The sequence below is a fragment of the Acuticoccus sp. MNP-M23 genome (assembly GCF_031195445.1).
Classification (GTDB): Bacteria; Pseudomonadota; Alphaproteobacteria; order Rhizobiales; family Amorphaceae; genus Acuticoccus.
On sequence record NZ_CP133480.1, the window covers coordinates 3609283 to 3621513 of the forward strand.

At 66.8% G+C, this 12231-nt stretch carries 20 protein-coding genes; 18 read left to right on the plus strand and 2 right to left on the minus strand.

What is annotated here, in order from left to right:
- The first annotated feature begins 3 nt into the window (after positions 1 to 3).
- Positions 4 to 1269, plus strand: a complete 1266-nt coding sequence (gene rnd, locus RDV64_RS16600; RefSeq protein ID WP_309196066.1) for a ribonuclease D — start codon at positions 4 to 6, stop codon at positions 1267 to 1269.
- A gap of 46 nt (positions 1270 to 1315) precedes the next feature.
- On the opposite strand, the gene gpt is transcribed toward rnd, so the two are convergent.
- Complete coding sequence (gene gpt, locus RDV64_RS16605) at positions 1316 to 1816, minus strand: xanthine phosphoribosyltransferase (protein ID WP_309196069.1); 501 nt, start codon at positions 1814 to 1816, stop codon at positions 1316 to 1318.
- Between the two features lie 31 nt (positions 1817 to 1847).
- Positions 1848 to 2183, minus strand: a complete 336-nt coding sequence (locus RDV64_RS16610) for a DUF5330 domain-containing protein (protein WP_309196070.1) — start codon at positions 2181 to 2183, stop codon at positions 1848 to 1850.
- A 191-nt stretch (positions 2184 to 2374) separates the two neighbouring features.
- On the opposite strand from RDV64_RS16610, the gene RDV64_RS16615 reads away from it, so the two are divergent.
- The 17 genes from RDV64_RS16615 to RDV64_RS16695 all read left to right on the plus strand — a co-directional run bounded on the left by RDV64_RS16615 (position 2375) and on the right by RDV64_RS16695 (position 12228).
- A complete protein-coding gene (locus tag RDV64_RS16615) occupies positions 2375 to 3121 on the plus strand; it encodes a peptidoglycan-binding domain-containing protein (protein ID WP_309196072.1) in 747 nt (248 codons plus the stop codon).
- 15 nt (positions 3122 to 3136) lie between these two features.
- A complete protein-coding gene (locus tag RDV64_RS16620; protein ID WP_309196075.1) occupies positions 3137 to 3487 on the plus strand; it encodes a DUF1491 family protein in 351 nt (116 codons plus the stop codon).
- Positions 3480 to 3938 (plus strand): YcgN family cysteine cluster protein, encoded by a 459-nt coding sequence (locus RDV64_RS16625; RefSeq protein WP_309196078.1) that lies wholly within the window; start codon positions 3480 to 3482, stop codon positions 3936 to 3938. The genes RDV64_RS16620 and RDV64_RS16625 overlap by 8 nt, the downstream gene beginning before the upstream one ends.
- A 280-nt stretch (positions 3939 to 4218) precedes the next feature.
- Entirely contained in the window at positions 4219 to 4551 is a 333-nt protein-coding gene (locus RDV64_RS16630; RefSeq protein ID WP_309196080.1) for a hypothetical protein, read from the plus strand.
- A 47-nt stretch (positions 4552 to 4598) separates the two neighbouring features.
- A complete protein-coding gene (locus RDV64_RS16635; protein ID WP_375143838.1) occupies positions 4599 to 5906 on the plus strand; it encodes a DNA-packaging protein in 1308 nt (435 codons plus the stop codon).
- Between the two features lie 80 nt (positions 5907 to 5986).
- Positions 5987 to 7174, plus strand: a complete 1188-nt coding sequence (locus RDV64_RS16640) for a phage portal protein (RefSeq protein ID WP_309196081.1) — start codon at positions 5987 to 5989, stop codon at positions 7172 to 7174.
- Complete coding sequence (locus tag RDV64_RS16645) at positions 7174 to 7359, plus strand: hypothetical protein (protein ID WP_309196082.1); 186 nt, start codon at positions 7174 to 7176, stop codon at positions 7357 to 7359. Before RDV64_RS16640 ends, RDV64_RS16645 begins: the two co-directional genes overlap by 1 nt.
- Before the next feature lie 23 nt (positions 7360 to 7382).
- The gene (locus RDV64_RS16650) at positions 7383 to 7535 is read left to right on the plus strand and encodes a hypothetical protein (RefSeq protein WP_309196083.1); all 153 of its coding nucleotides are present in this window, start codon (positions 7383 to 7385) and stop codon (positions 7533 to 7535) included.
- Entirely contained in the window at positions 7532 to 8086 is a 555-nt protein-coding gene (locus tag RDV64_RS16655; RefSeq protein ID WP_309196085.1) for an HK97 family phage prohead protease, read from the plus strand. Before RDV64_RS16650 ends, RDV64_RS16655 begins: the two co-directional genes overlap by 4 nt.
- 2 nt (positions 8087 to 8088) lie before the next feature.
- Positions 8089 to 9312: a phage major capsid protein gene (locus RDV64_RS16660; RefSeq protein WP_309196087.1), complete on the plus strand. Its 1224-nt coding sequence runs from the start codon at positions 8089 to 8091 to the stop codon at positions 9310 to 9312.
- A gap of 81 nt (positions 9313 to 9393) precedes the next feature.
- On the plus strand, positions 9394 to 9966 hold the full coding sequence (locus tag RDV64_RS16665; RefSeq protein WP_309196090.1) for a head-tail connector protein: 573 nt from the start codon (positions 9394 to 9396) through the stop codon (positions 9964 to 9966).
- Positions 9966 to 10289 (plus strand): phage head closure protein, encoded by a 324-nt coding sequence (locus RDV64_RS16670; protein ID WP_309196091.1) that lies wholly within the window; start codon positions 9966 to 9968, stop codon positions 10287 to 10289. Before RDV64_RS16665 ends, RDV64_RS16670 begins: the two co-directional genes overlap by 1 nt.
- Complete coding sequence (locus RDV64_RS16675) at positions 10286 to 10690, plus strand: DUF3168 domain-containing protein (protein ID WP_309196092.1); 405 nt, start codon at positions 10286 to 10288, stop codon at positions 10688 to 10690. The genes RDV64_RS16670 and RDV64_RS16675 overlap by 4 nt, the downstream gene beginning before the upstream one ends.
- 10 nt (positions 10691 to 10700) lie before the next feature.
- On the plus strand, positions 10701 to 11114 hold the full coding sequence (locus RDV64_RS16680) for a phage major tail protein, TP901-1 family (protein WP_309196093.1): 414 nt from the start codon (positions 10701 to 10703) through the stop codon (positions 11112 to 11114).
- A gap of 10 nt (positions 11115 to 11124) precedes the next feature.
- A complete protein-coding gene (locus RDV64_RS16685; RefSeq protein ID WP_309196094.1) occupies positions 11125 to 11460 on the plus strand; it encodes a gene transfer agent family protein in 336 nt (111 codons plus the stop codon).
- The gene (locus tag RDV64_RS16690; protein WP_309196095.1) at positions 11457 to 11663 is read left to right on the plus strand and encodes a phage tail assembly chaperone; all 207 of its coding nucleotides are present in this window, start codon (positions 11457 to 11459) and stop codon (positions 11661 to 11663) included. The genes RDV64_RS16685 and RDV64_RS16690 overlap by 4 nt, the downstream gene beginning before the upstream one ends.
- A complete protein-coding gene (locus RDV64_RS16695) occupies positions 11656 to 12228 on the plus strand; it encodes a phage tail tape measure protein (RefSeq protein ID WP_309196096.1) in 573 nt (190 codons plus the stop codon). The genes RDV64_RS16690 and RDV64_RS16695 overlap by 8 nt, the downstream gene beginning before the upstream one ends.
- The last annotated feature ends 3 nt before the right edge of the window (positions 12229 to 12231 follow it).

The following is a 12231-nucleotide window of genomic DNA, read 5'->3' on the forward strand; positions in this document are numbered from 1 at the left end:
TCAATGGACGTCATCACCGATACAGACACGCTCGCCGCCTTGTGCGAGCGTTTGCGTACCGCCCCGTTCGTCACCGTGGACACCGAGTTCATGCGCGAGACGACGTTCTGGCCCAAGCTGTGCCTGGTTCAGGTCGCGTCGACCGAGGACGCGGCGGTCATCGATCCGCTGGCGGACGGCATCTCGCTGGAGCCGCTGTTTGCATTATTGGCAGACGAGCGTGTGCTGAAGGTGTTCCACGCCGCACGGCAGGACATCGAGATCTTCCACCACCTGTCCGGCTCCGTGCCGACGCCGATCTTCGACACCCAGGTGGCGGCGATGGTGTGCGGGTTCGGCGATAGCATTGCCTACGACCAGATCGTGCAGCGGGTGACGGGTGCGACCGTGGACAAGTCGTCCCGCTTCACCAACTGGGCCGAGCGGCCGCTCAGCGAGGCGCAGCTGACCTATGCGCTGGCCGATGTGACCCACCTTCGGGACGTGTACGTCCACTTGCGCGATACGCTTGAGGCGCGGGGGCGGCACGAGTGGGTGGCCGAAGAGATGGCAATGCTGGCGTCTCCCGACACCTACGATCTGAAGCCGGAGGATGCCTGGCGGCGGTTGAAATCGCGCGCGCGGCAGCCGGTGGAGCTTGCCGTGCTGCAGGAGATTGCGGCGCTGCGCGAGCGCGAGGCCCGCAGCCGCGATGTACCGCGCAACCGGGTGCTGAAGGACGACGTGATCTACGAGATCGGGTTGCAGCGGCCGCGCACGCCAGAAGCGCTCGGCAAACTGCGTGCTGTGTCCAAGGGGTTCGAGCGGTCGCGACTGGGTGCGATGGTTCTGGATGCCGTGAACGAGGTTCTGGCCCGTCCGTCCGGCACGCTGCCTTCACTGCCCAAGCGCAAGCAGAGCATCGAGGGCGCCAATGCGGCAGTGGACCTGATGAAGGTGCTTTTGAAGCTGTGCGCCGAAGCCGAAGGGGTTGCCCCCAAGGTTCTGGCCACGGTGGACGACCTGGAGGCGATCGTTTCGGGCGAGGACACGCCGGCGCTGAACGGTTGGCGGAAAGTTGTATTCGGCGACAAGGCGCTGCAGCTGAAGGACGGTGACATTGCCATCGCGTTCGACGGTCGCAGTCTGCGCACCATCGACTGCGCGCGACCCGTCAATCCGGCACCCGGCTCGGTTGCTGGCAAGAAGGGACGCCGGCGGCGCAAGAAAAGCGGTGACGATGCGGCAGTTGCGCCGGAGGCCGCTGCCGAGCCCGCCGCCGAAAAATAGCAACGGCACCGTTGCGGCGGTGCCGTTCAGCCGATCTGCGGATGCTTCAGTTCGTGCCGCGGATCGGCGGCTGGAACGAATAGCCGAGATCCCACGGGAAGTAGATCCACGTATCCTGGCTGACTTCGGTGACGAACGTGTCCACCTGGGGGCGGCCCGACGGCTTGGCGTAGACCGTGGCGAGATGGGCGCCGGGGAGCATCTGACGGACGAGCATTGCTGTCTTGCCGGTATCGACCAGGTCGTCGACGATCAGGATCTTCGACTTGTCCGGCATGTCGATGAGGGCCTGGTCGATCTTCTTGACGACGCTCAGTTCGTCCAGCTGCTTGAACTCGCCATAAGAGACGACGCAGACAGTGTCGATCAGGCGCAGGTCGAGTTCCCGCGCGACGATCGCCGACGGCACGAGGCCGCCGCGGGTGATGCAGACGATGGCCTCGAACGGGCCGACGCCTGAAAGGCGCCAGGCAAGTGCGCGGCAATCGCGGTGGAATTGATCCCAGGAAACGGGAAAGGCTTTTTCGGGCAGCGCGGCGGTTGTCATGAAGTTCGGTTCGCGCTGCCGGGCGCAATTGTCAAGGGCGCGGAAGGTTTCCGTGCGCTGCAATGGCCGGTTGTTGCTGTGACGCGGTGGCCGGTGCGAGGCGTTTGTCTTCGCCGGTGAGGGGAAGCTCGCTCTGGCCTTCGGTGCCGTCGTTCAGGATGGAACGCAGGGCTTCGCTGACCAGATCGCCGGTGGTGTAGGCAATTTCGGCACCTTGCTGGCAGGCCTGGGGGCGGCGGTCGCAGAAGCTGGCCGCGTCCTCGACTGCCGCGGACACGAATTCGCCCACGGGGGTCTCCGGCCGCAGCACGGAAATCGCAAAGGCGACCGCAATTACCACGAGCACCAGTTTAAATAGCGTTTTCATGGAGTTAGCCTCGATTGACCTTGCGTCTGCCGAGACTCTAGCCTTGGTAAGTTAAAGGAAAGGCGGATTGATTCGTTCAAATTGCAACGGCGTGGCTGCACTGCAACACCAAAGGATTTGTTGCAATCAGTTTAACGTCATTTTCATTGCTCACGCACAAAAGTCTTGCCGAGGACGTGGAGGCGAGTGTCGTGAGTATTTCAGTCTGGCTCGAAGAACTTCCGGTTGAAAACTGGGCGGCGACGGTGGCGCGCACTGCGCGCCGGGTTCGCCGGCGGATTGCACGCAAGCCCGTGCGCACCCTTGGTTCGGGTGTCGCGGTGGTTGGCGTGCTTCTGATTGGCGCGAACGCCTTGTGGGATCAGGACAGCCGCCACCCGGCGCCGCTCTGGTCACAAGGCGGTGATGCCGGCGCGCAAGCGCGGCTGCTGGGCGCCCACGCGCCTGTGCGGCAGGCCGAGGACGATTCGGCCGGGCCCGACCCGCTGGTGGAGCAGTTTCAGGCGGGTCTGGCGGACATGGGCCTTTATGATGGCGCCGTGGACGGGATCCTTGATGAGCGCACTGCGTCGGCCATCGGACAGTTCGAGGCATCGCGCGGGCTTACGATGACGGGCAAGCCGAGCGTCGGCGCTCTGGCTGCGCTCGGCGAGGGCGCCGACGGTGGCGGCGCGGCGGACGACCAGATCGCGGCACTGACCGGCGGCTCGGAAGCGATCTCGATCACCGCTGCGTCGTTGGAGGCGATCCCGCCGGTGCGGACGGCCGCAGAGATCCAGGCCGCTCTCAACCGCGTTGGCTATGGACCGCTGACCGTAGACGGGGTGATGGGGCCGAACACGCAGTCCGCTCTCGCGCGGTTTGCCGAAAGTCAGGGGATGGCTGGCTCCGGAATGACGCCTGCGGTGCTGACTGCGCTTGCTGCTGCCAGCCAATGACGCCAGATAGGCGTCATGGCTGCCTTGTTTGATGACGACCCCGCGCCTCGACTGAAGGCGTATTTCTGGATTGCAGGATATTTGCGCCGCTGCAGCAGCCGCGGCGCATTTGTGGCGCTGTCGCGCAAGGGCGACGCCAGCGCGGGCGCAATCTTCATCGAGATTCTCCACGGGCTTGGAACCGACCTCTGGGCGCCGGCCCCCGGCGGGGACGGGCGCGTGTTCGAGCGCGTTCTCAACAGCGTTCCCGGCTGGGAAGTGACCGAGCGGATGGACAAGGAAGCCGCGTTCGACCGCGACTTGTGGCTGGTGAGTGTGGAAGACCGGGCCGGGCGGTCATTTCTGGAGCGGGGCGAATATGTCTGATCCGTTCTGGACGACCAAGGCGCTTGAAGACATGTCGCCGGCAGAGTGGGAATCGCTTTGCGACGGCTGTGGTCGCTGCTGCCTCAACAAGCTGGAAGACTGGGACACGGGGGAGATCGTGTTCACGACGGTGGCGTGTACGCTGCTGAACTCGGACACATGCCGTTGCCGTAATTACGAAAACAGGGCGGCCGTTGTGCCGGACTGCGTGACGCTGACGCCGGCAACGGTGCGCGAGATCGTGTGGCTGCCCGACAGTTGCGCCTACCGGAAGGTGGCGGAGGGGAGGGCGCTTTCGTGGTGGCACCCCCTCGTGTCCGGCTCTGCGGAGACTGTGCATGAGGCCGGCGTTTCGGTGAAGGGGCGCACAGTGTCTGAGGATGGCATCACGCTGGAAGAGTATGAGCACTTCGTTGCGATGTGGCCGGGCGAGCCGGTGGAAGAAAACTAAAATCATAGGTTGACAGCGCAACGCTGTCGGCGTATAGATTGTGCACAGTCGGAGAAATGGGCGCAGGGGTGGCGCCACGGTTTCTTCGCACGGGTTTGACGGTCCGGATGGACCGTGAGCGGTTCGGGGTTGTTGCCGGTTTCGGTCGCAAACGCCGGGCCGTTTTTTTGTGCCATTTGCATTGGGGCGCAGCCGCCTTGGGTGGCGGCACCGGCAGCTCTCCGGCTGCGGGCTGGCGGCGATGCTTCAGGTTTTGCGGGCTCGATTGAGTGGAGTGTCCATGGTTGATTTGGGCTCTGAGGAGGCCGGGCGCGCCCGGCTGGTGACGCGGCTTTTCAACGCTTTTGGAAAGCAGCTGGACGATATCGAGGCGCGGGTGGAGGCTGCCGACGGCGCGAAGATTCTGGATGACACACGGGTCCTGAGCGGCCTTGCCAAGACGCTGGAGACGCTGCTTGGGGTGGAGCGGCGGCTTTCGGAGCCGGGTGGCGGCAAGGCGATGGATCTCGATGCGGTCCGCACCGAGCTTGCCGAGCGGCTGGCAGCGCTTCGGATGGCTCCGGACGATGGCAGCGCCGAGAGCCACGGCGACGTGCCGGACGGGGCGTCTTGACGGGGCCGCGCAAGCGCTCGACCACGGCACCCAACCTCAAGCGCGCTCTGGTGGCTTGCGCACGCCGCGGCCAGCTGGCGGCATTTGTCGCGTCGTTGCCGGCGGATCTGGCCGAGGCGCTGCTGGCGGACTGGCCGCTCTGGGCACGGGTGCAGCAGCTTGCGCCCAGGGGGCGCTGGGTGACGTGGGTCATGCTGGGCGGCCGGGGTGCCGGCAAGACCCGCGCTGGCGCCGAGTGGGTGCACACGCTGGCAACCGGGCATGGCGCAGGCGGTGAGGCGGCCGTGGGTCGGATCGCGCTGGTCGGCGAAACGCTGGCGGATGCGCGCGAAGTTATGGTGGAGGGCGTTTCCGGCCTCCTCTCCGTCGGGCGGCGGTGTGACCGGCCGAATTTTCAACCCTCGCGGCGGCGGCTGGAGTGGCCGAACGGTGCGGTGGCGCAGTTGTTTTCCGCAGCGGACCCGGAGAGCTTGCGAGGGCCGCAATTTGGCGCGGCATGGAGCGATGAGCTGGCCAAGTGGCCCGATGGGCAGGCCGTATGGGACATGCTGCAATTCGGCCTGCGGCTGGGGACGCGGCCCCGGCAGGTCGTGACGACAACGCCGCGCCCGGTACCACTGCTGAAAAACCTGATTGCGGCCTCGTCCACCATAGTGACGCGGATGAGCACCCACGAGAACGCGGCAAATCTGGCGCCGGGTTTTCTGGACATGGTGGTGGACAAGTATCAGGGCACCCGGCTCGGCCGGCAGGAGCTGAATGGCGACATTGTGGAGGACCGGGACGACGCGCTGTGGGAGCGCGGGCGGATCGAGCTTTCGCGGGTCGCCGAGGCGCCGGCGCTGGAACGCATTGTTGTGGCTGTGGATCCACCGGCGACCAGCGGCGCAAAATCCGCCGCATGCGGAATTGTGGCAGCGGGGCTTGGCGCCGACGGAACGGCCTATGTGCTGGCAGACCGCACACTGGCGCGGGCAAGCCCGGAGGCCTGGGCGTCTCGTGCCGTGTCGCTCTATCACACGCTGGAGGCCGACGCGTTGATTGCGGAGGTGAACCAGGGCGGCGAGATGGTGGCCACCGTGGTGCGCGAGCAGGATGCCGGCGTGCCGGTGACGGCGGTGCGTGCCAGCCGGGGCAAGTGGACACGGGCCGAGCCGGTGGCGCTGCTGTATGCGCAGGGCCGCGTGAAGCACGTGGGCGTGATGCCCGAGCTTGAAGACCAGATGTGCAATTTCGTGCCGGGCGGGACCAGCGAGGGCGTCTCGCCGGACCGGATCGACGCGCTGGTGTGGGCGATCGCCAGCCTGATGCTGGACCGCTCCGGCCAGGCGCCAAGGGTGAGGCGCTTTGGCTGAACGACAGACTTTCGACGGACGTTTCGGGGCCCTTCTGGGGCCCTTTTTTGTTGGCCGGTTCGCTGGCGGGAAGGATCGCGATGGGCATTTTCGGGAAACGCGAAGAGAAGGCCTCGCGGGTGGGCCGCCTGATGCAGGTGGAGACGCTCGGCCGCCCGGCCTGGACGCCGCGGGACTACGCGTCCCTCGCACGGGAAGGGTTTGCCAAGAACCCCATCGTGTTCCGCGCGGTGCGGATGATTGCGGAGGCCGCGGCCTCGGCGCCGTGGCTGCTTTACGACGGGGCGCGGGAGGTTGAGACGCACCCGCTGCTCGACCTGCTGATGCGCCCGAACCCGGCACAGTCGGGCGCAACGCTGATGGAGACCGTTTACGGGCACCTGATGGTGGCCGGCAACGCCTACATCGAGGTGGTCGCCATCGAGGGCCGGCCGCGCGAGATGTTTGCGCTGCGGCCGGACCGGATGCGGGTGGTGCCGGGCGCGGATGGCTGGCCGTCCGGCTTCGTCTACCGGGCCGGAGGGCGGACGGTGGAGTTCGTGCAGGAGGGGGCGGTGCCGCCAATCCTGCACCTAACGATGTTCCATCCGCTCGATGACCACTACGGGTTTGCGCCCATCGAGGCGGCGCAGACGAGCCTTGATATTCACAACGCCTCTGGCGCGTGGAGCAAGGCGTTGCTCGACAACGCGGCGCGGCCGTCCGGCGCGCTGGTCTATACCGGCGAGGGGAACCTGACCGATGACCAGTTCGACCGGCTGAAGGCCGAGCTGGAGGATGGCTATAGCGGGGCGCGCAACGCGGGCCGTCCGCTGCTTCTGGAGGGCGGGCTCGACTGGAAGACGATGGCCATGAGCCCGCGGGACATGGACTTCATCGAGGCCAAGAACCAGGCCGCGCGCGAGATTGCACTGGCCTTTGGTGTCCCGCCGATGCTGCTCGGCATTCCGGGGGACAACACCTACGCCAACTACCGCGAGGCGAACCGGGCGTTCTGGCGCCAGACGGTGCTGCCGCTGGTGAACCGGACCGCACAGTCTCTCGGCAACTGGCTGGGGGAAGCCTGGCCGGAGGAGCTGCGCCTTGCCTTTGATGCCGATCAGATCGACGCGCTTTCCACCGAGCGCGAGTCGCTCTGGGACCGGGTTGCGTCCGCCGACTTCCTGACGCGTGCGGAAAAGCGGGAAGCCGTGGGGTATGGCGCGGAAGAAACCGCGGCGGAAGGAACTGGTGCGGAGGGCGGCCCGCAGGCGGCTGCCACGCGCTGATGGATCCGCTGACGCAAAGCGTGGTGGAGCGCGGTGACCTTGCGCACCTCGCTCTTTTTATGTGGGCCACCGCGAGCTCCGGACTGCTGGTCTGGACGATGCGGGAGCTGGCCCGGTCCAACCGGCGATTCAGCGACTTTGTCAGTGCCATCGCCAAGATCAACTCATTGTTCGGGCAGGATTGATGGCTGTTTTCTGGAAGCGGGCGATGACGCCTGTGATCCGTCTGACGACGGTTGAGCCGGTTGCCCATGAGGCAACCTTCGAGGAATTCGCCGCCAGGTTGCGGCGCGCCGTGGTGGAGCACCGCATTCGCGACATGCCGCGGGTGGTGAGCTTTGCCAGGAGGCGGGCGCTTTGATCGCGCCGGAGCGCAAGTACGCCGCCCCGCTCGCCAGCATTGACGCCGACGGGCGCTTCTGCGGGTACGCCTCGCTGTTTGGCAGGTGCGACCTGTCGGGCGACATCGTCGAGCGGGGCGCGTTTGCGCACACGCTGGCGGGGCGCGGGGCCGATGGCGTCGGCATGTATTTGGAGCATGACCCCAAGCGGCCCATCGGCACCTGGACGGTGCTGGAGGAAGACGCTGTGGGCCTTTGGGTCGAGGGGCGCCTTGGCGGCACGCCGGACGCTGCGGACGCCGCGCTGAGGATGCGCGGCGGCCAGCTCGACGGACTTTCGATCGGCTTTCGCACGGTTGCGGCCGATGAGGATCGGCGGGCGCGGGTGCGCCGGCTGACGGAAATCGACCTCTGGGAAGTGTCCGTGGTGTCGAACCCGATGCTTCCCGAGGCGAGAGCGCGTGCGGCGGATGTTGCACGTTTCGCACGGGACAATCCCGTAACTGCCGTGGACGTGGGGCTTCTGGCCCGGATGCGTCGGACAACGGCCTTTCTTCGTCAAACGAGGTGAATATGGATATTTCGATGGGTGCGCCCGAAACGAAGGCCGATCTGGCGCGGGCAATGGACGACATGCAGGGCGCCTTCGAGGCCTTCAAGGCCACCAACGAGGAGCGTCTTGCCGAGGTGGAAAAGAAGTCCTCCGTGGACGTTCTCACCACCGACAAGCTGGCCCGCATCGAAGCGGCGCTCGACGCCAACCAGCGCCGGATGGACGACATGGTGCTGAAGTCGGCCCGCCCGGCGCTCTCCGGCTCGCCAATCATCGGCGCCAGCGAGCACAAGAGCGCGTTCGACGGTTATGTGCGCGGCGGCAACGAGGCTGGCCTTCGCAGCATTGAGCGCAAGGCGGTTTCGACCTCCGGTGATGCGGGCTTCACCGTGCCGGTGGAGATCGAAGCCGAGGTGATGCGCCGCCTGACCTCGCTGTCGCCGATCCGCGCGATTGCCGGCCAGCGCCAGGTGTCGAGCTCGACCTTCAAGAAGCCCGTGACCAGCGCCGGTCCGCAGACCGGCTGGGTCGCCGACACCGACGCCCGCACCATGACCACCGAGCCGACGCTCTCCGAGCTTCAGTTCGACACCATGGAGCTTTACGCCATGCCGGCCGCAACGTCGGCCCTCCTCGACGACACCGCAGTCAACATCGACCAGTGGCTTGCCGACGAGATCGAGACCGCGTTTGCCGAGCAGGAGAGCAAGGCGTTCGTCGTCGGCACCGGCATCGGCCAGCCGAAGGGCTTTACCCAGTACACCACGGTTGCCGAAAGCGCCTGGACCTGGGGTTCGCTCGGCTTCGTCAACACCGGTGTGGCCGGTGGCTTTGCCGCCAGCGACCCGGCGGACGGCCTCGTCGACCTCATCTACACGCTGAAGGCCGGCTACCGGCAGAATGCGCACTTCGTCATGTCGCGTGCGACGCAGGCGGCCGTGCGCAAGATGAAGGACGACAACGGCCAGTATATCTGGGCGCCGCCGTCCATTCCGGGTGCCAAGTCCTCAATCTACAACTTCGCGGTGGTGGAATCCGAGGACATGCCGGAGATCGCCTCGGGCAGCCTCTCGATCGCCTTCGGCGACTTCAAGCGGGGCTATTTGGTGGTCGACCGCCAGGGCATCCAGATCCTGCGCGATCCGTACTCCTCCAAGCCCTACGTGCTGTTCTACACCACCAAGCGTGTGGGCGGCGGCGTGCAGGACTTCGACGCGATCAAGTTCCTGAAGTTCGCCGCCTGAGGCGAGCCTTTGGGGCCGGCTTTCGAGCCGGCCCTTTTTTCTTTCGCGCTTCGTGCGGCTTTCGAACAATTGGGTGGAACGATGGTAGCGATCCTGGTGAGCGCGCCGCAGGAAGAGCCTGTGACGCGCGACGAGGCGAAGGCGCACGCGCGCATTGACGGCACCGCGGAAGATGCGCGCGTAGACGCGCTGATTGCCGCCGCGCGGGCCGAGGTGGAGAACCGCACCGGCCGCGCGATGATGGCGCAGGGTTGGCGCATCGTGCGCGACGCGGTGCCGTCCGGCGGGGTGATCCGCCTTGCGCCGGGGCCTGTCCTGTTTGTGAACGCGGTGACGGTTTATGGCGCCGACGGTTCGGCCTCCGTCGTGTCCGGCGATGAGTACCAGCTCGACACCAACTCGGTGCCGGGGCGGCTGCGGCTTGGGGCCGGGCGGTTCTGGGGTTCGCGGGCAATGAACGGCATCGAGGTGGACATGACCTGTGGCCACTTCGACCCGGCGGAAGTTCCGGCACCGATGAAGCAGGCCGTTCTGATGCTGGTGGCCTACTGGTTCGAGCAGCGGGAGGCCGCAGCGGCGGGTGCGGTGGCGGGGCCGGTGGCCCACGCGGTCGCCTCTCTGCTGGCGCCTTACCGGGCGCCGAGGGTCGCCTGATGGTGACGGTGGGAGAGCTTCGTCGCCGTCTCACGCTGGAGGCGGCGAGCGACGTGGCCGACGGGCGCGGCGGCATGGTGCGGACCTGGGCGACACTGGACACGGTGTTTGCCGCCGTGACGCCCCGCCGCCGCCGCGAGGACGTTGTGAACGGCCGCGAGGTGGGGCTTGTCACCCACCGCATCACCATCCGCTGGCGGGGGGATGTGACCGGCGACATGCGCTTTGCCGATGGGGACAGGCTCTACCGTGTCCTGTCGGTGGAAGACGCTGACCCGGTCCGCCGCTTTCTGGACTGCTGGTGCGAGGAGGAGCAGCCATGAGCGATCCACGCGATGTGCTGATCCGCGCTGTGTACGAGGCCCTGACAGGGGATGCGGCGCTGTCTGCAATTCTGGCGGACGGCGGTGTCTACGATCATCCGCCCCGTGCCGCGTCCTTTCCTTTCGTGAGTTTTGGCGAGGGGCGGACGACGATCCTCGATGCCGATGCGGTGCCGACGCGGGAGCACCGCTTCGAGGTGGTGGTGCATTCGCGCGCGCCGGGGCGGCGCGAGGCGTCGGACATTGCTGCAAGGGTGGAGGCGCTGCTGACGGGAGGGCTCGTTCTTTCTGAAGGCCGGCTTGTGGGCCTGCGTCTGCGCGACACGATTTTGGCCGAAGGCCGCGACCAGCACGCGTATCGCGCGCGGTTGCGCTTTGTGGCGTTGACGGAAACCGACTGAGGAGGGCGCGATGGCTGCGCAAATGGGCAAGGACCTTCTTCTGAAGGTCGACGAGAGCGGTGGCGGATCGTTTGTGACCGTGGCGGGATTGCGCACCAAGCGCATCTCCTTCGGCGCGGAGGCGGTGGATGTGACCGACCAGTCTTCCGCCGGGCAGTGGCGTGAGCTTTTGGACGGGGCCGGCGTGAAGCGCGCCAACGTTTCGGGCGCGGGCATCTTCAAGGATGCCTCGTCGGACGGGACGGTGCGGGCGATCTTCTTTTCCGGGACGGTGCGGGACTGGCAGATTGTGGTGCCGGACTTCGGCACCATCTCTGGCCCGTTCCAGGTGACGGCGCTGGAGTATGGCGGCAACTACAACGAGGAAGTCGTCTACGACATCGCGTTGGAGTCCGCCGGTCAGCTCGCCTTTGCAGCAAGCTGAGGGCGCATTCATGGCAAACCGGTACAGAGGCGAAGTGAGCGCCATTCTGGATGGGCGGGGCTGGACGCTCTGCCTGACGCTTGGCGCACTGGCGGAGCTGGAGCGCGCGTTCCAGGTGGACGACATGACGGCGCTGGTGGAGCGCTTTACCGCGGGCACGCTTTCGGCGCGTGACGCGGTGCGGATCATCGGTGCGGGCCTGCGCGGTGCTGGCAACAGCGTCGACGACGACCAGGTGGCGCGCATGACCGCCGACGGCGGTGCGGCGGGGTTTGCCGCAATTGTGACCGACCTCCTGACGGTGACGTTCGGGACGGCCGAGCCGGAGACATCCGACCCTTCTTGACCAAGACGGCTGCGGATACGCCGCAGCCGTTTCCCTGGCGTGACCTGATGGCCCTGTTCATTGGCGAACGGGGCTTCGCGCCACGGGATTTCTGGGCGCTGACCCTTCCTGAAATTGAAGCCGTGCTTGGCCCGGCGCCGTCGTCTCACGCGACGCGGCGGCACGATCTGGCACGCCTTATGGAGGCCTTTCCCGATGGCTGAAGATGATGCGCTGCGCGACAGCGCGGTGATTGCGGCGGAGATCGCCGACACGCTTACGGTTTCGGCCTCCAGCTTCAGCCGCGTTCTGCGCGCGGGGCTGAAGGATGCTGTGATTGAGGGCCGCGGCCTTAATGAGGTTTTGCGTTCCGCGGCCCTCTCCCTGTCCAACCGTGCGCTGACGACAGGTTTGCGCCCGCTCACCAACCTTGTTTCGAACGGGTTGAATGCGGTGGGCGGCAAGCTGGCTGGTGCGGCGGTTGGTGCCCTGTCTGGCGCGGGCACCAAGGTCGTCCCGTTTGCCGAGGGGGGCGTGATTGGCGCGCCGACCGCGTTCGGGCTCGGCGGCGGGCGCACCGGGCTGATGGGCGAGGCGGGGCGCGAGGCGATCCTGCCGCTGGCGCGCGGAACGGACGGGCGCCTTGGGGTGGCGATGGAGGGCCAGGGCAGCGGCCCGCGCGTGACCATCAACGTGACCACGCCCGATGCCGAGAGCTTCCGGCGCTCCGAAGCGCAGATGACAGCCATGCTGGCCCGCGCCGTGGGCCGCGGCCGCCGGGGGCTTTGATCC